Annotated in this window: 12 protein-coding genes; 8 read left to right on the top strand and 4 right to left on the bottom strand. The window is 74.6% G+C overall.

Annotation, left to right across the window (positions count from 1 at the left end; all coding sequences use genetic code 11):
• The first annotated feature begins 90 nt into the window (after nucleotides 1-90).
• The 3 genes from EV384_RS32065 to EV384_RS32055 all read left to right on the top strand — a co-directional run bounded on the left by EV384_RS32065 (nucleotide 91) and on the right by EV384_RS32055 (nucleotide 3,484).
• Nucleotides 91-1,443, top strand: coding sequence for a dipeptidase (locus tag EV384_RS32065; RefSeq protein WP_207232705.1), 1,353 nt, complete (start codon nucleotides 91-93; stop codon nucleotides 1,441-1,443).
• A gap of 78 nt (nucleotides 1,444-1,521) precedes the next feature.
• On the top strand, nucleotides 1,522-1,728 hold the full coding sequence (locus tag EV384_RS32060; protein WP_130339299.1) for a hypothetical protein: 207 nt from the start codon (nucleotides 1,522-1,524) through the stop codon (nucleotides 1,726-1,728).
• A gap of 163 nt (nucleotides 1,729-1,891) precedes the next feature.
• The gene (locus EV384_RS32055; RefSeq protein ID WP_242624391.1) at nucleotides 1,892-3,484 is read left to right on the top strand and encodes an ATP-dependent DNA ligase; all 1,593 of its coding nucleotides are present in this window, start codon (nucleotides 1,892-1,894) and stop codon (nucleotides 3,482-3,484) included.
• Nucleotides 3,485-3,499: 15 nt separating this feature from the next.
• Here EV384_RS32055 and EV384_RS32050 read toward each other — a convergent pair whose 3' ends face one another.
• Nucleotides 3,500-4,324: an SURF1 family cytochrome oxidase biogenesis protein gene (locus EV384_RS32050; RefSeq protein ID WP_130339297.1), complete on the bottom strand. Its 825-nt coding sequence runs from the start codon at nucleotides 4,322-4,324 to the stop codon at nucleotides 3,500-3,502.
• Nucleotides 4,325-4,500: 176 nt separating this feature from the next.
• On the opposite strand from EV384_RS32050, the gene EV384_RS32045 reads away from it, so the two are divergent.
• Both EV384_RS32045 and EV384_RS32040 read left to right on the top strand, forming a co-directional pair.
• A complete protein-coding gene (locus EV384_RS32045; protein WP_130339295.1) occupies nucleotides 4,501-5,877 on the top strand; it encodes a cobyrinic acid a,c-diamide synthase CobB in 1,377 nt (458 codons plus the stop codon).
• Entirely contained in the window at nucleotides 5,874-6,443 is a 570-nt protein-coding gene (locus EV384_RS32040; protein WP_130339293.1) for a GNAT family N-acetyltransferase, read from the top strand. Before EV384_RS32045 ends, EV384_RS32040 begins: the two co-directional genes overlap by 4 nt.
• A 136-nt stretch (nucleotides 6,444-6,579) precedes the next feature.
• Here the strand turns inward: EV384_RS32040 and EV384_RS32035 are convergent, their stop codons facing one another.
• Complete coding sequence (locus EV384_RS32035; protein WP_130339291.1) at nucleotides 6,580-8,712, bottom strand: transglycosylase domain-containing protein; 2,133 nt, start codon at nucleotides 8,710-8,712, stop codon at nucleotides 6,580-6,582.
• A 133-nt stretch (nucleotides 8,713-8,845) separates the two neighbouring features.
• Here EV384_RS32035 and cobC point away from each other — a divergent pair, with 133 nt between their 5' ends.
• The 3 genes from cobC (at nucleotide 8,846) to cobA (ending at nucleotide 12,511) form a co-directional block, all read left to right on the top strand.
• On the top strand, nucleotides 8,846-10,039 hold the full coding sequence (cobC, locus tag EV384_RS32030; RefSeq protein ID WP_130339289.1) for an Rv2231c family histidinol phosphate aminotransferase CobC: 1,194 nt from the start codon (nucleotides 8,846-8,848) through the stop codon (nucleotides 10,037-10,039).
• Complete coding sequence (cobT, locus tag EV384_RS32025; RefSeq protein ID WP_130340936.1) at nucleotides 10,039-11,115, top strand: nicotinate-nucleotide--dimethylbenzimidazole phosphoribosyltransferase; 1,077 nt, start codon at nucleotides 10,039-10,041, stop codon at nucleotides 11,113-11,115. The genes cobC and cobT overlap by 1 nt, the downstream gene beginning before the upstream one ends.
• A gap of 76 nt (nucleotides 11,116-11,191) precedes the next feature.
• Nucleotides 11,192-12,511, top strand: coding sequence for a uroporphyrinogen-III C-methyltransferase (gene cobA / locus EV384_RS32020; protein WP_130339287.1), 1,320 nt, complete (start codon nucleotides 11,192-11,194; stop codon nucleotides 12,509-12,511).
• A 73-nt stretch (nucleotides 12,512-12,584) separates the two neighbouring features.
• Here cobA and otsB read toward each other — a convergent pair whose 3' ends face one another.
• The gene (gene otsB / locus EV384_RS32015; RefSeq protein WP_130340935.1) at nucleotides 12,585-15,146 is read right to left on the bottom strand and encodes a trehalose-phosphatase; all 2,562 of its coding nucleotides are present in this window, start codon (nucleotides 15,144-15,146) and stop codon (nucleotides 12,585-12,587) included.
• Between the two features lie 35 nt (nucleotides 15,147-15,181).
• Nucleotides 15,182-16,582, bottom strand: a complete 1,401-nt coding sequence (locus EV384_RS32010; RefSeq protein WP_130339285.1) for an alpha,alpha-trehalose-phosphate synthase (UDP-forming) — start codon at nucleotides 16,580-16,582, stop codon at nucleotides 15,182-15,184.
• Nucleotides 16,583-16,692 lie beyond the last annotated feature (110 nt).

Genomic DNA, 16,692 nt, shown 5'->3' with positions numbered 1-16,692 from the left:
CTTCGGGAGACCGCGCTGATCGGGCGGGGCGGGCTCGGAGGTGCCGCCGGGTAAGGCCGGCATACGATGCCGGTCATGACCACACCGATCATGTCCGAGTCCGAGGTGCGGGCCGCCGTCGAGCGTGAACTGCCCGGAGTCCGTGCCGACCTCGAACGTCTCGTCCGCATCCCGGGCATCGCCTTCGAGGGTTTCGACCACTCGCACGTGGAGCGATCGGCCGAGGCGGTGGCCGAGCTGCTGCGCGGTTGCGACCTCGACGTCAAGATCGTGCGCTCCGGCGGCCAGCCGGCGGTGATCGGGAAGAAGGCCGCCCCGCCCGGCGCGCCCACCGTGCTGCTCTACGCCCACCACGACGTGCAGCCGGTCGGCGATCGCTTGCTGTGGTTGTCGGACCCGTTCGAGCCGGTCGAGCGGGACGGCCGTCTCTACGGTCGCGGCGCGGCCGACGACAAGGCCGGCATCATGGCGCACGTCGCGGCGCTGCGCGCGTTCGGCGACCGCCTGCCGGTCGGCGTGGTCCTCTTCATCGAGGGCGAGGAGGAGTACGGCTCCGACTCGCTGGAGCGGCTGCTCGAGGAGCACCGCGAGGAGATCGCCTCGGACGTCATCGTGATCGCCGACTCGGGCAACTGGGACATCGGCGTGCCGGCGCTGACCACCTCGCTGCGCGGCATCGTCAACTGCTTCGTCGAGGTCCGCACCCTGGAGCACGCGGTGCACAGCGGGATGTTCGGCGGCGCGGTGCCGGACGCGCTGACCGCGCTGGTCCGGCTGCTGGCCACCCTGCACGACGACGCCGGGGACGTGGCCGTCGCCGGGTTGGTCGGCCGGGAGGGCGCCAGCGTCGACTACCCGGAGGACCGGATCCGCGTCGAGGCCGGTCTGGCCGAGGGCGTGCAGTTCATCGGCACCGGCCGGATCACCGACCGGCTCTGGACCAAGCCGGCCCTCGCCGTGCTCGGCGTGGACGCCCCGGCGACCGGCGAGGCGCCGAACGCGCTGGTCCCGTCCGCAAAGGCGAAGCTGAGCGTACGGCTGGCGCCGGGCGACGACCCGAAGAAGGCGTACGCGGCGCTCCGCGCCCACCTGGAGGAGCACGCGCCGTGGGGCGCGCGGGTGACGGTGACCTTCGAGCACGACGGCGACCCCTGCGTCATCGACGCCTCCGGACCGATGTTCGACGCGGCCCGTTCGGCCTTCAAGGGCGCCTGGGACGGCACCGACCCGGTGGACATCGGCGTCGGCGGGTCGATCCCCTTCATCGCCACCTTCCAGGAGATGTTCCCGCAGGCGGCGATCCTGGTGACCGGTGTGGAGGACCCGCACGCCCGGGCGCACGGGCCGAACGAGAGCCTGCACCTGGGCGAGTTCGCCCGGGTCTGCCTGGCCGAGGCGCTGCTGCTGGCGAAGGTCGCCGAGGTGGGCACCAACCGGAGCTGAGGTGTCGGACCCGTAACTTCGGGGCCGATGTCGGAGTTTGGGGTGTGTCGGGCGCAGGGCTGTTATAGCCTTTCGAACATGCGTACGAACGACGAGATGACGCGGCTCCAGGCCGCCGTGAGTGCTCTGGGGGACGTCAACGTCTCCGCGTGGCCCGAGGACACGCTCAAGGATCAGCTCGGTGAGCTCTCCGCCGTGCTGGTCGCCCTCGACACGCTGCTCACCCGGGTCGCCGAAGAGGTCCGCGCGCGCGGCATGCGGATCGAGGAGCCTGTCTCGGCCTGACCGGCACGGGCTCGTCGTCGCGTCGCGCCGATCACGAGCCGGGCAGGCAGCTCTGGCCTCCCGCTCATGAGCCCGGCCGTGCGGGATCCGCAGCCGGGCCGGGTGGCGCGCGGGATCCGTCGCCCGGCCGGGATCCGCCGCGGCGTCGGGGGTGGCTGGCAGGATGGGATCCGTGCGGTTCCTCGACCTGGCGGCCACCTCCGCCGCGGTGGGCGCCACCAGCGGCCGGCGGGCCAAGGTGGAGCTGCTCGCCGCCGCGCTCCGATCGCTCGACCCGCCCGAGGTGTCGGCCGGTTCCGGCTACCTCGCCGGCGAGCTCCGGCAACGGCAGACGGGCGTGGGCTGGGCCAGCCTGCGTGACCTGCCGCCGCCGGCTGCCGAGCCCACGCTGACCGTGGCCGGGGTCGACGCCGCGATCGACGAGATCTCGGCGGTCCGCGGCGCCGGGTCGCAGGCCCGTCGCCGGGAGCTGGTCGGCCGGCTCTTCGCCGCGGCCACCGCCGACGAGCAGCGGATGCTGGTCGGCCTGTTCAGCGGCGAGCTGCGGCAGGGCGCCCAGGCCGGGCTGCTCGCCGACGCGGTCGCCCGGGCCGCCGAGGTGCCCCTGCCGGCCGTACGCCGGGCGTTGCTGCTCGCCGGTGACCTGCGGGCCGTCGCGGTGGCCGCGCTCTCCGGCGGCGCGGCCGCGCTGGCCGGCTTCGGGCTCCAGGTCGGCCGCCCGCTGGCCCCGATGCTGGCGCAGAGCGCCCCCTCGGTGGACGAGGCGCTCACCGCGACCGGCGTCCCGGCGGTCGTCGACGTCAAGCTGGACGGCATCCGGATCCAGGTGCACCGGTCCGGCCAGGACATCGCGGTCTTCACCCGCAGCCTGGATGAGATCACCTCCCGGCTGCCCGAGGTGGTCGCCGCCGTGCGCGCGCTGCCCGCCCGGGAGCTGGTCCTCGACGGCGAGGCGATCGGGCTGGACGCCACCGGCCGCCCGCTGCCCTTCCAGCAGACCTCCAGCCGGGCCGCCCGCCGCACCACGCCGAGCACCACCGGCGCCGCCCCGGTGGCGCCGGCCGTGCTGGCCGCCGCCGAGACCACCGGCGAGAAGGTGCTGACGCCGTACTTCTTCGACCTGCTGCACCTCGACGGCGCGGATCTGATCGACCTGCCCGGCCGGGAGCGGTGGGCCGCGCTGGCCGGCGCGGTGGACCCGACCCTGCAGGTCGGCCGGGTGGAGGTGGACGGGCCCGAGCAGGCCGCCGCGGCGTTCGCCGCCGCGCTCGACGCCGGTCAGGAGGGGGTGGTGGTCAAGGACCCGGCGGCCCCCTACGACGCGGGGCGGCGCGGGTCGGCCTGGGTCAAGGTCAAGCCCCGGCACACCCTCGACCTGGTGGTGCTGGCGGTGGAGTGGGGGAGCGGGCGGCGGCAGGGCTGGCTCTCCAACCTGCACCTGGGCGCCCGGGATCCGCGTACCGGCGAGTTCGTGATGCTCGGCAAGACGTTCAAGGGGCTCACCGACGAGCTGCTGCGCTGGCAGACCGAGCGGTTCCTCGGCCTGGCGGTGGAGAAGGGCGACTGGGTGGTCCGGGTGCGCCCCGAGCAGGTCGTCGAGATCGCGTTCGACGGGGTGCAGACCAGCAGCCGTTACCCCGGCGGGATGGCGCTGCGGTTCGCCCGGGTGGTGCGTTACCGGGACGACAAGACCGCGGCGGAGGCCGACACCATCGACGCGGTGCGGGCCATCCACGCCGGCCGGGTCACCGGCTGACCGGCAGCCGCCCGGTCAGGCCGAGGCGCTGGGCGCCGGCTCGGCCGCCCGGTCGACCGGCGGGCGGGGCTTGTCCAGCCCGGCCGCCCGGCGTGCCTCCCGGCGGGCGACCCAGCCGTAGCCGACGAGGCTCATGCCGGCGAAGAGCCACCACTGCACCACGTAGCCGTAGTTCTGCCAGTTGTTGGTGTGCCCGATCGGCACCGCCTGGAAGGCCGGGTCGGCGGCCGGGGTCTGCTGGTCGAGCAGCAGGTAGCCGCCGTGGATCGGGTAGGGCAGCTCGCGGGCGAGCCGGCTGACGCCGATCCGCCGGGTCTCCAGCTTGCCGTCGCGCCGGTCCACCGCGCCGGCGCCGCTCTCGCTGGCCACCACGCGGCCGGCGACGGTCACCTCGCCGGTGGGCGTGGCCGGCACCTGCGGCTGGGCGGTGGCGCCGCCGCCCGGTGCCGGCGGGATCCAACCCCGGTCCACCAGCACGGCCGTGCCGTCGGCGAGCACCAGCGGGGTGAGCACCTCGAAGCCGACGGTGCTGTCGACCGTCCGGCCGCGGACCAGGACCACGTTCGCGGGGTCGTACCGGCCGGTGGCGGTGGCCCGGGTCCAGGTGAGCCGGTCGGCGGGGGCGGGGCCGGCGGTGCCGGGCCCGCCGGTCGGGGCGGGCATCGCGTCGCGCAGCGGCGCGGGCGACATGGTCGCGCCGGCGTCGATCCGCTCGTTGATCGCCGTACGTCCCCGGTAGCGGTCCAGCTGCCAGTTGCCGAGGAACACCATCAGCGCGGCGGCGACCAGGGTCAGCGCGAGACAGCCCAGCCAGCGCGGGGTGAGCAGGAACCGGTACACGCATCGAGGCTACCCGTATGAGCGGGGCCACTGAGCTGCGCGGGCCCGAACCGGCCGGTCGGCGGCCGTCGCCCGTCGGTCCGGCCGGGTATGGTCACGCGGGCGGACCGCGCGACCGGTCCGCCGCCGCGTACCACCCCCGCCACGTACGTCCCGTCGCCTGCGAGGAGTCGATGATGACCGTCGTGCCGCGCGTCCTGTTGAGCGCGCCCTCCTCGGGGCACGGCACCAGCGCCCTCTCCCTCGGGCTGCTCGCCGCCCTCGCGGACCGGGGGCTCGACGTGGCCGGTTTCAAGATCGGGCCGGACCAGGTCGACGCGGCGTACCTGGGGCTGGCCGCCGGCCGCCCGGGGCGCAACCTGGACCCCCGGCTGGTCGGCCCGGAGCGGATCGCCCCGCTCTTCGCGCACGGCTCGGCGGGGGCCGGGCTCGCGGTGGTGCAGGGCACCATGGGGCTCTACGACTCGGTCGCCGGCCGGCCGGAGACCGAGTCCACGGCGGCGGTCGCCGCCGCGCTGCGCAGCCCGGTCGTGCTGATGGTGGACGTGGCCGCGATGGGGCAGTCGGTGGCCGCCCTGGTGCACGGCTTCCGGGCGTACGACGAGCAGCTCTGGCTCGGCGGCGTGATCCTCAACCGGGTGGCCTCGCCCCGGCACGAGGCGATGCTCCACGAGGCCCTCGATGACATCGGCGTGCCGGTCTACGGCGCGCTGCGGCGGCACGAGCTGCCCCCGGTGCTGCCCGCCCGCCGGCACGGCCTGGTCCCCGCGATCGCGCGGGACGGCGAGGCGGTCCGCGCGGTACGCCGGCTGGGCGAGGCGGTCGCCGCCACCGTCGACCTGGACCGGCTGCTGGTGCTGGCCCGCTCGGCGCCGGAGCTGACCGTCGACCCCTGGTCGCCGGAGCCGGCGGCGGGGGCGCCGGGCGGGGCGCGTCCGGTGGTCGCGCTCGCCGGTGGCCCGGGCGGCAGTTACAGCCACCCGGAGACGGCCGAGCTGCTCCGCGCCGCCGGCGCCGAGGTGGTCACGGTCGACCCGCTGCGCGACGAGGCCCTGCCTGTCGGCACCCGCGCGCTGGTCGTCGGCGGCGGGCTCCCCGAGTCGTACGCGGACGAGCTGTCGGCCAACCGCCGGCTCTGCATCGCCGTGGCGGAGCTGGCCCGCACCGGCCGACCGGTGATCGCCGAGGGCGCCGGCCTGCTCTGGCTGGCCCGCGAGCTGGACGGGCTGCCGATGTGCGGGGTGCTCGACGCGGTCGGCGCGAGCCGGGACGGCATGGTGATCGGCTACCGGGAGGCGACCGCCCGGACGGAGAGCGTGGTGGCCGCCGCCGGCACGGTGGTGGTCGGGCACAAGCAGCACGCCGCGGTGCTCACCCCGCGGTCCGGCGAGCGGCCGGCGTGGAGCTGGGACGGCGGCGCGCCGGAGGGCTTCGTCTGGCGGGGCGTGCACGCCTCGCAGCTGGTCCCGCACTGGGCCGCGTACCCGGAGATCGCCGCGCGGCTGGTGGCCGCCGCGGCCGTGGAGCCGGCGACCGTGGCGGCCCCGGCGTGATCGGACAGGTGGCGGTGCGCCGCTTCCCGGCGCTGACCGTCTCCACCCCGCGCACCGAGGTCCGGCAGCTCACCGCGGCCGACGCCGAGGCGGTCGACGAGGTCTTCGCGGACCGGCAGACCCAGCGCTGGCTGCCGCTGGCGGAGGCCTCCGGGCAGATCGAGGGCCGGGCCTGGTGCACGGAGCTGGCCCGGCAGCGCCGGGACAGCGGCGACGGCGACCACTACGGGGTGCTCCGCCGGGAGGACCAGCGGGTGGTCGGCTGCCTGTGGACCCGCCGCACCGACTGGGGCGCCCGGTTGACCGAGGTGTCCTACGCGATCGCGCCGCAGGCCCGGGGTTACGGGCTGGCCGCCGAGGCGGTGGACGCGCTGGCCATCGCGTTGATCCTGGAGCACGGCTTCCAGCGGGTCGAGCTGCGGGTCGCGCCGGGGAACGTGGCGTCCCGCCGGGTCGCCGAGAAGGCCGGCTTCGGCTACGAGGGCCTGCTGCGCAACGCCGGCTTCGTCCGCGGCGCCCGCGTGGACCTCGAACTCTGGTCCTTCGTATCCGCCGACCTCCGCTGACCCGGCCCGCCCCGGCCCCACACAGTTGATCAAGAGGTTCGCGTCGGGGATCGCCAGGGATCCGGACGCAAACCTCTTGATCAACTAACCCGGGCGCACCCCCGGGCGGTCCGGTGGTGGGGGGTCGGCGGCGCGGTCAGCCGACGATCTGGTCGGACGGCGGGGTGAACTGGCGGGTGGGCTGGCCCTTGAGCGCGTCGCGCAGGGTCTCGGCCACCGCGCCGATCGGGACCTGCGACTGACCGTCACCCACCGCGTTGAACGGGTTGTCCGGGTCGGCGATGAAGCTCGCCGCCGCCAGCTCCGGGGTGTACCCGACGAACCAGGCGGACCGGGTGCTGTCCGTGGTACCCGTCTTGCCGGCCACCGGGCGGCCGACCGTGCCCCGGACGCTGTCGGCGGTCGACCAGCCGCCGCAGCCGCCCTTCGCCGGGGTGTCGCCGGTCGGGCAGCGGGCGGCGTCGGTGGCGGCCCGGGCCGCGTCCGCGTTGACCACCTGCCGGCAGCGCGGCTTGGCGATCTCCCGCTGCACCCCACCGGGCGTGGTGTACGTGGCCGACGTCCCGTCCCGGTTCAGGATCGTGGTCACCGGAATGGCCTCGCAGTACCGACCGTCGGCGGCGATCGCGGCGTACGCGTTCGCCATCTCCAGCGGGGTGGCGTCGGAGACGCCCAGGGTGAACGCGCCCCACTTGGGCGCGCGGTTTGGCGCGGCGTGCTCTCGGTCGACGTCGGTCCGCCAGCGCAGCCCGAGCTGCTCGGCGAGGCGGACGCCCTTCTCCGCGCCGATCTGCTCCTCCATCCACACCCAGTACGTGTTCACCGACTTGCCGAAAGCGGACCACATGGTCTGCTGACCGCTCATCGCGCCGCTGGCGTTCGTCGGCTGCCAGTCGTCGTAGACACGCGACCTGTACCGGTACGGGGCGTTGAACTCGGTGGACAGCGTCTTGCCCGAGTTGAGCGCGGCCAGCATCGGGAACATCTTGAACGTCGATCCCGCCTGGTAGCCAGGGAGCGAGCCCCCGCCGAGCAGCGGCGCGACCGTGTTCGGGTAGTTCGCCTTGACGTTCTTTCCGGCCTCCGGGTTGGAGCTGGATGGGTTCTCGCTCAGATCCAGTGAGTAATTCCGGTTGACCGCCATCGCCTTGATCCGGCCGGTGCCCGGCTCGGCGACCACGATGCCGTTGGCGAACGGGGTGCCGGTGTTCTCCTTGGCGCCCACGTTTTTCTCCGCCGCCCCCTGGATCTTCGGGTCGATGCTGAGCACGATCCGGTAGCCGCCGCGGCGTAGCTTGTCCATCCGTTCCAGCCGGTTCTCGCCGAACGCCCGCTGCGAGCTCCACCAGTTCTTCAGGTAGTCGCAGGCGAAGCCCCAGCTGCGGTACTTGGCGTCGATCGAGGCACAGTCGTTGGGCGGGTTGGTGAGCTTCAGCTGGATCGGCTGGGCCTTCGCCGTCGCGGCCGCGTCCGGGGAGAGGTAACCGAGCTGGGCCATCCGGTCCAGCACGTAGTTGCGCCGCCCGGTGGCGTCCTTCTGGTCCGAGGTGATCGGGTCGTACTCGGAGGGGGACTTGACCAGGCCGGCCAGGGTGGCCGCCTCGACCGGGGTGAGGGTGGCCGGGGTCTTGGAGAAGAAGATCTGCGACGCCGCGTAGATCCCGTACGCCCGGTGGCCGAAGTAGGCGGAGTTGAGGTAGCGCTCCAGGATCTGCTCCTTGCTCAGCTCCTTCTCGATGTCCAGCGCCATCCGCATCTCCTTGACCTTGCGCAGGCTGGTCTGCTGGGTGGCCTCCTGGACCTCCTTGGGGGTGCTGGCGCTGTCCCGCAGGGCCATCCGGACGTACTGCATGGTCAGCGTGGAGGCGCCCTGGGAGACGCCGTTGGAACGGGCGTTCGCCACGAACGCCCGGGCCACGCCCTTTGGGTCGACGCCGCGGTGCTGGTAGAAGCGGTTGTCCTCGGCGGCGACGATCGCCTGCTGGATGTTCGGCGACATGTCCGAGATCTTGGTGTACTGCCGGTATTCCTCGTAGAACATCGTCAGCACGGTCCTGCCGTCCGGCGCGTACAGGTACGACGTCTCGGCGGGCAGCGCGGTCTTCAGGATGCTCGTCTTCTGCTCCACCGCGTGCGCGGTGGCCTTGGCGCCGATGCCGGTGACGGCGGCCAACGGGTACGCCAGGGCGGCGACCACGATGCCGGCGATCAGCCCGGCGCGGAGGAGGGGAACGGCACGACCAGCGGAGGCAAGGGGTCGGTTGCTCACGTGGTCAAGCTATGACATTTCCGATTCGGAAATGAGAAGAATTCATAAACGGGCGAGCGGGTGGAGGGGTGGTGACGCGGCCCACGCCGGGATCCGCTGTCCCGCACGGCAGCTTCCCGGCAGGATCGCGGACATGCGCGCTGAGCTGATCGGGACGCCCGGCCCCGGAACGGACCCGGCCCCCGAGCCGGGTGTCGTCGGAGCGGATCCCGCCCGGGCGAGGGACGCCGCCGGAGCGTCGTCGTCGGTCGGCCCCGGGGGCGCGGCGGGCCCGGCCGGGCCCGAGCCGGACCTCGCCCACCACGGCGACGTCGAGGCCACCCCCGGCCTGGTCGACCTCGCCGTCAACGTCCGCCGCGACCCGATGCCGGACTGGCTGGCCGACCCGGTGGTCGCGTCGCTGGCCGACCTGGCCGCGTACCCGGACCCCGGGCCGGCCCGCGCGGCCGTCGCGGCCCGGCACGGGCGTCCCCCGGAAGAGGTACTGCTCACCGCCGGCGCCGCCGAGGGGTTCGTGCTGATCGCCCGAGCGCTGCGCGACGCCCGCCGACCGGTGGTGGTGCATCCCCAGTTCACCGAGCCGGAGGCCGCGTTGCGGGCCGCCGGGCACGCCGTCGAACGGGTGCTGCTCGACCCGGCCGACGGCTTCCGGCTCGACCCGGCCCGGGTGCCCGCCGACGCCGACCTGGTCATGGTCGGGAACCCCACCAACCCCACCTCGGTGCTGCACCCGGCCGCCGCGCTGGCCGCGCTGGCCCGGCCGGGTCGGGTGCTGGTGGTCGACGAGGCCTTCGCCGACACCACGCTCGCCCCCGGCGTCGACGGCGAGCCGGAGTCCCTCGCGGCCCGCCGCGACCTGCCCGGCCTGCTCGTGGTGCGCAGCCTGACCAAGACCTGGGGGCTGGCCGGCCTGCGGATCGGCTACCTGCTCGGCGAGGGCGGGCTGCTCGCCCGCCTCGCCGCCGCCCAGCCGCTCTGGGCGGTCTCCACCCCGGCGCTCGCCGCCGCCACCGCCTGCGCGTCGCCGACCGCCGTCGCGGCCGAGCGCGTCATCGCCGCGCGGCTCGCCGCCGACCGCGACCACCTGGTGGCCCGCCTGTCCGGCCTGCCCGGCGTACGCGTCGCGGGCCACCCGGCCAGCGCCTTCGTGCTGATCCACCGGCCCGGCGCCGACCGGGTCCGCGAACGGCTGCGCGAGCGCGGCTGGGCGGTCCGCCGGGGCGACAGCTTCCCCGGGCTCGGCCCGGACTGGCTGCGGATCGCGGTGCGCGACCAGGCCACCACCGACGCGTTCACCGAGTTACTGGCGGAAATACTGGAGGCATGATGTTGGAGTCCACCGTCGCGGCGATCGGCCCGCTGGACGAGGCGGCGATGGCGGCCGCCCGCGACCTCCAGGGCCGGCTGACCAAGCCCGCCGGCTCGCTCGGCGCCCTGGAACCCCTCTCGGTACGCCTCGCCGGGCTGGCCGGGAGCTGCCCGCCGCCGCTGCCGGAGCCGGCCGCGGTGGCGATCTTCGCCGGCGACCACGGGGTGCACGCCCAGGGCGTCACCCCCTGGCCGCAGGAGGTCACCGCCCAGATGATCGGCAACTTCCTGGCCGGCGGGGCGGTGGTGAACGCGTTCGCCCGGCAGGCCGGCGCTTCGGTGACCGTGGTGGACGTCGGCGTGGCCACCCCGCTGCCGGTGGACCCGGCCGCGCTCGCCGGCTCGGCCGGACCCCGGCTGGTGGCCGCGAACGTCCGGCCCGGGACCCGGGACATGACGGTCGGCGCCGCGCTCACCCGGGACGAGGCGCGGGCGGCGGTGGAGACCGGCATCCGGGTCGCCGGCGAACTGGTCGACGCCGGGGCGGGCATCCTGCTGACCGGGGACATGGGCATCGGCAACACCACGCCGGCCGCCGCGCTGATCGCCGCCTTCGCCGGCGTCGACCCGGCGGCGGCGACCGGTCGCGGGACCGGGGTGGACGACGAGACGTACCGGCGGAAGGTCGGGGTGGTGCGGGCCGCGCTCGACCGGCACGCGCCCGACCCGGCCGACCCGCTGGGCGTGCTGGCCGCGGTCGGTGGATTGGAGCACGCCGCGCTGGCCGGGCTGATCCTGGGCGCCGCCGCCCGCCGGATCCCGGTGCTGCTGGACGGCGTGATCGCGGTCAGCGCCGCGCTCGCCGCCGCCGCGTTCGCCCCGGACGCGGTCGGGGCGATGGTCGCCGGGCACCGCTCCGCCGAGCCGGGGGCCACCGCGGCGCTGCGGCACCTGGGCCTCGACCCGCTGATCGACCTCGGGCTGCGCCTCGGCGAGGGGACCGGCGCGCTGCTCGCGCTGCCGGTCGTCACCGGCGCGGTCCGGGTGCTGCACGAGGTGGCCACCTTCGACTCGGCCGGGGTGGCCGAGAAGTGAGCGAGCGGAGCGAGCGAGCCATTCTGCTCAGTAGCGCGGCGCCTCGCGCCGCCGCGGAGCGAAGCGCGGCGGCGGCGTGAACGCGAACCCGTACCCCCTCGGCCTGCGGCTCGCCGGCCGGCGCGTGGTCGTGGTGGGCGGGGGAACGGTGGCCACCCGGCGGATGCCGGCCCTGCTCGACGCCGGCGCGGACGTCCTGCTGGTCTCGCCGGAGCTGACCCCGGCGCTGCGCGCCCACGTCGACGCGGGCCGGTTGCGCTGGGAGCCGCGCCGCTTCGTCCCGGCCGACCTGGACGGCGCGTGGCTGGTCCAGGTCGCCGTCGACGACCGGGTGGCCGCCGCCGCGGTCAGCGCCGCCGCCGCCGAGCGCCGGATCTTCTGCGTACGCGCCGACGACCGCGCCGCCGCCACCGCGTGGACCCCGGCGGTGACCCGGCACGGCCCGGTCACCGTCGCCGTGCTCGGCGGCGGTGACCCGCATCGCGCGATGACCGTCCGGGACGCCGTCCGCGACCTGCTCAACGTCCGGACCGGCCTGGCACGGGCTGGCGGGACGGCGGTGGGACCGGCCGGAGGCCCGGGCGCCGTGCCGGCCGCGACCGGTCCGGAGGCGGCCCCGGGCTCGGGCGGGCGGGGGCCGGTGGCGGCCGGGGCGGCGCGGGGCGGCGGCCCGGGTCAGGTGGCGCTGGTGGGCGCCGGGCCGGGCGATCCGGAGCTGATCACCGTGAAGGGGTGGCGGCTGCTCACCGAGGCGGACGTGGTGGTCGCCGACCGGCTGGTGCCCGGGCTGCTCCTCGACGAGCTGCGCCCCGACGTGGAACTGGTGGACGCCTCCAAGATCCCCTACGGTCCGTCCCGGGCCCAGGAGGAGATCAACCGGATCCTGGTGGAGCGCGCGCTGGCCGGGAAGTTCGTGGTCCGGCTCAAGGGCGGCGACCCGTACGTCTTCGGCCGCGGCGGCGAGGAGCTGCTCGCCTGCGCCGAGGCCGGCGTGCCGGTGACCGTGGTGCCCGGGGTGACCAGCTCGATCGCCGTACCCGCGGTGGCCGGCATCCCGGTCACCCACCGGGCCGTGGCGCACGAGTTCACCGTCGTCTCCGGGCACGTCGCGCCGGACTCGCCGGCCTCGCTGGTGAACTGGGAGGCCCTCGCCGCGCTGCGCGGGACCCTGGTCATCCTGATGGGCCTCAAGAACCTGGAGGCGATCACCGCCACCCTGGTCCGGCACGGCCGGGACCCGGCCACGCCCGCCGCCGTGGTCCAGGAGGGCACCACGGGCGCCCAGCGCAGCCTCCGGTCGACGCTGGACGCGGTCGCCGCCGACGCGGTCGCGGCGGGCCTGCGCCCGCCCGCCATCGTGGTGATCGGCGACGTGGTCGGCGCCCTCGACGTCTGATCGACCCCACAACGCCGATGTGGCGGTGTCCCGGTCACCCGGACACCGCCACATCGACGAAACGGCGCTGGCGTTACTGCTTGAGCATGTTGTCCAGCAGGAGGGCGCAGCGGATCAGGCCGAGGTGGCTGTACGCCTGCGGGTGGTTGCCCAGGCCGCGCTCGGCGAGCGGGTCGTACTGCTCGGGGAGCAGCCCGGTCGGGCCGGCGGTGTCGACCATCTGGATGAACAGCTCCTCCGCGTCGGTGCGCCGACCGGTGCGCAGGTACGCCTCGATCAGCCACGCCGTGCAGACGTGGAAGCCGCCCTCCCGGCCGGGCAGGCCGTCGTCCCAGTGGTACCGGTAGACGACCGGCCCGCTGCGCAGGTCCGCCTCGATCTTGAGCACGGTCGACAGGAAGCGCGGGTCGTCGCCGGGGAGCAGCCCGGAGATGCCGATCCAGAGCGAGGAAGCGTCCATCTCGTCGTGCCCGTACGCGACGCTGTACGCCTCGGCCTCGTCGTGCCAGCCGTACTCCAGCACGTTCGCGCCGATCCGGTCGCGCAGCTCCACCCACTCCGGCCGGTCCTCGTGGCCGTGCTGCCGCACCACGTGCAGCGCCCGGTCGACGGTCATCCAGCACATGACCTTGGAGAAGATGTGGTGCCGCGGGGGGAGGCGGGCCTCCCAGATGCCGTGGTCGGGCTCGTGCCAGCGGCGGCGGACCGCCTCGACCATGTTCTCCAGCACCCGCCACTCGTCGTCGCGGACCGAGCCACGCGCGTCGGCCACCGCGGCGATCAGGTCGGCGATCGGGCCGAAGACGTCGAGCTGGAGCTGGTGGTTGGCGAGGTTGCCGACCCGGACCGGCCGGGAGCCGGCGTACCCGGGCAGGGTGTCGATGACCGCCTCGGCGCCCAGCTCGTACCCGTCCACGGTGTAGAGCGGGTGCAGCCGCTCCGGGTGCCCGCCGGTGCGCTCGATGACGCCGTCGACCCAGCGCAGCAGCCCCTCGGCTTCCTCGGTCGAGCCGAGGTCGACCAGCGCGCGGGCGGTCATCGCCGCGTCGCGCAGCCAGCAGTAGCGGTAGTCCCAGTTCCGGACGCCGCCCACCTCCTCGGGCAGCGAGGTGGTCGCCGCGGCGAGGATCGAGCCGGTGGCCGCGTGGCAGAGCCCGCGCAGGGTGAGTGCGCTGCGGGCGACCATGTCCCGGGCGGTGCCGGGCAGCCGCAGCCCGGCCACCCAGTCCTTCCAGGGCTGCTCGGCGGCGGCCTGCCGCTCGTGGATCGGCACCCGGTGGTGCTCCAGGCTGTGCGTGCCGAAGCGCAGCTCCAGCACCACCTGGCCCCCGGCGGCGGAGAGGTCCACCATCGCCTTCGCGCTCTCGTTCACGCCGTCGCTGGTGACCTCCCACTCCACGCCTGGGGCGTAGAGCGCGACGGGCTCGTTGGAGCCGAGCACGAGCAGGCCGTCGTCGATCGGCTGCAGCTGCACCGCCACCTGCCCGAACTCGGGCCGGGGAGCGAAGTCGATCCGGGCCCGGCCGGTGCCGGTGAGCACCCGGACCAGCGTCGAGTCGCCGGTGATGATCGCCTGGCCGTCCGGGGTGGTCTCCGTCGCCGGCAGGTCCAGCCAGTCGGTCACGGTCAGCCCGGACCAGCGGGTCTCCACCGTCATGGTGCCGCTGCGGTAGCGCTGCCCGAGCGGGATGCCGCCGCGCTGCGGGGCGATGCTGAAGTGCCCGGCCGGGCTGCCGCCGACCAGGTCGGCGAAGATCGCCGCCGAGTCCGGCTTGGGGTGGCAGAGCCAGCTCACCTTGGCGTCCGGGGTGAGCAGCGCCACCGTCCGGCCGTTGGCCAGCATCGAGTGCCGCTCGATCGGGACCGCCCGCTCGCCGAAGAGCCAGTGCCGCCGGGTCTCCAGCAGCAGGCCCAGCGCCCGGGCCGCCTCGATGGGCTCGGCGACCCGGTAGTCGGCGCGGGTGTCCCCGGGGCCGATCTTGATGCCGACGTCCGGCCCGTGCAGGTTGCCGAAGGCGTTCTCGTCGGTGACGTCGTCGCCGATGAACAGCACCGCGCTCGCCGAGAGTTGGGTGCGGAGCTGGTCGACCGCGGTGCCCTTGTGGGTGGCCACCACCGACAGCTCGATGACCTCCTTGCCCTGGGTCACCGTCACCTCGTCCCAGGTGGCGGGGCCGCTGCGGACGGCCTCGATCGCCGCGGCGGCGAGCTGCGGCTCGACCCCGCGGGTGTGCACCGCGACGCTGGCGGGCTTGCGCTCCAGTCGCACGCCGGGGTGCTCGGCGGCGATCTGGCGCAGCGCGTCGCGCAGTCGGGTCCGCACCGCGATCAGCTCGGGCGAGAGCCGCTCGACGAAGCCGATGTCGAACTCGGAGCCGTGGCTGCCGACCAGGTGCACCTCGCTGGGCAGCCGGGAGAGCGCGGCCAGGTCGCGCAGCGCGCGGCCGGAGACCACCGCGACGGTGGTCTGCGGCAGCGAGGCCAGCGCGCGGACCGCGGCCACCGACTCCGGCAGCGGTACGGCCTTGGTCGGGTCCTCGACGATCGGCGCCAGGGTGCCGTCGTAGTCGCAGGCGATCAGGAGCTGGGGGACCCGGGCGATCCGGCCGATGGCGGCGCGCAGCTCGGGATCCATCACACCGCCGTGCGGGGTGGCGGGTGCAGGGGCGTTCACGCGGCCTCCGTATCGGGCACGCCGAGTTCGGTCAGGAAGGATTTGGCCCAGTGCCCCACGTCGTGGGTGCGCAGGTGGCGTTGCATCACCCGGATCCGGCGTCGGGCCTCGGGTTTCTCGACGTGCACGGCGCGCAGCAGCGCGTCCTTGACCGCGTCGGGGTCGTGCGGGTTGCACAGGAACGCCTGGCGCAGCTCAGTCGCGGCGCCGGCGAATTCACTGAGCACGAGCGCGCCGCCCTGGTCGGCGCGCGATGCGACGTACTCCTTGGCCACCAGATTCATTCCGTCTCGCAGCGGGGTCACCATCATCACGTCTGCCGCGACGTACATCGCGGCCAGCTCGGAGCGACTGTACGACTGATGCAGATAATGCACCGCCGGCACCCCGACCCGTCCGAATTCGCCATTAATCCGACCAACTTCGCGTTCCACCTTGACGCGAAGTGCCTGGTAGTGCTCCACCCGCTCCCGGCTCGGGGTCGCGACCTGCACCATAACCGCATCCGGGACTGTCAACTTTCCGTCAGCCAGGAGCTCGCGGAAGGCCTTCAGCCGGAGCTCGATGCCCTTGGTGTAGTCGAGCCGGTCGACCCCCAGGATGATCGTCTTCGGGTTGCCCAGCTCCTCGCGGATCTGCTTGGCCCGGGCCTGGATCGCCGGGTCCTCGGCCAGCCGCTCCATCTCCCGGGTGTCGATGGAGATCGGGAACGCGCCGGCCTTCACCTGCCGGCCGTCGACCTGGATCATCTGCCCCTCGTAGCGCAGGCCGAGCAGGTGCCGGGCCAGCCGGACGAAGTTCTGCGCGGCCAGCCGCTGCTGGAAGCCGACCAGGTCGGCGCCGAGCAGGCCGCGCAGGATCTCGGTCCGGAACGGCATCTGCATGAACAGCTCGATCGGCGGGAACGGGATGTGCAGGAAGAAGCCGATCTTGAGGTCGGGGCGCAGCTCGCGGAGCATCGCCGGGACCAGCTGCAGCTGGTAGTCCTGCACCCAGACCGTCGCGCCCTCGGCCGCGACGTCCGCCGCGGCCTCCGCGAACCGGGCGTTGACCAGCCGGTACGCCTCGCGCCACCGGCGCTTGTAGGCGGGGGTCTCCACCGCGTCGTGGTAGAGCGGCCAGATCGTCGCGTTGGACTGACCCTCGTAGTAGCGCTCCAGCTCCTCGGCGCTCAGCGGCACCGGGTGCAGCCGGATCCCCTCCAGGTCGAACGGCTCGGGGGCCGCGCCGGTGCCGCCGGCCCAGCCGACCCAGGTGCCCTGCTGTTCGGCGAGGACGGGGTGCAGCGCGGTGACCAGCCCACCGGGGCTTCGTCGCCACTGCCGTCCCTCGGGTGTGCTCACCTCGTCGACCGGCAGTCGGTTCGCCACTACGACAAAGGAGCTACGGACGGTCACGATCGGCCACCTCCAGGTGCTGACGGGTCCACCGCGATGAGCGTACTGAGCGTAGCTGCGGCCTCTGATGCCCCGTGCCGGAGTTCCGTACCCGTCCCACACTCGCCGAA

The organism is Micromonospora kangleipakensis, assembly GCF_004217615.1.
Lineage (GTDB): Bacteria > Actinomycetota > Actinomycetes > Mycobacteriales > Micromonosporaceae > Micromonospora > Micromonospora kangleipakensis.
Note: the sequence above shows the minus strand (reverse complement) of the source record. Positions and strands in the feature narration are given on the sequence as shown.

Coding starts and splice junctions, on each gene's coding strand:
- EV384_RS32060 (WP_130339299.1), top strand. CDS start 1,522: ATGCGTACGAACGACGAGATGACGCGGCTCCAGGCCGCCGTGAGTGCT.
- otsB (WP_130340935.1), bottom strand. CDS start 15,146: ATGGATCCCGAGCTGCGCGCCGCCATCGGCCGGATCGCCCGGGTCCCC.
- EV384_RS32055 (WP_242624391.1), top strand. CDS start 1,892: ATGGGATCCGTGCGGTTCCTCGACCTGGCGGCCACCTCCGCCGCGGTG.
- cobC (WP_130339289.1), top strand. CDS start 8,846: ATGCGCGCTGAGCTGATCGGGACGCCCGGCCCCGGAACGGACCCGGCC.
- cobT (WP_130340936.1), top strand. CDS start 10,039: ATGTTGGAGTCCACCGTCGCGGCGATCGGCCCGCTGGACGAGGCGGCG.
- EV384_RS32045 (WP_130339295.1), top strand. CDS start 4,501: ATGACCGTCGTGCCGCGCGTCCTGTTGAGCGCGCCCTCCTCGGGGCAC.
- EV384_RS32065 (WP_207232705.1), top strand. CDS start 91: ATGTCCGAGTCCGAGGTGCGGGCCGCCGTCGAGCGTGAACTGCCCGGA.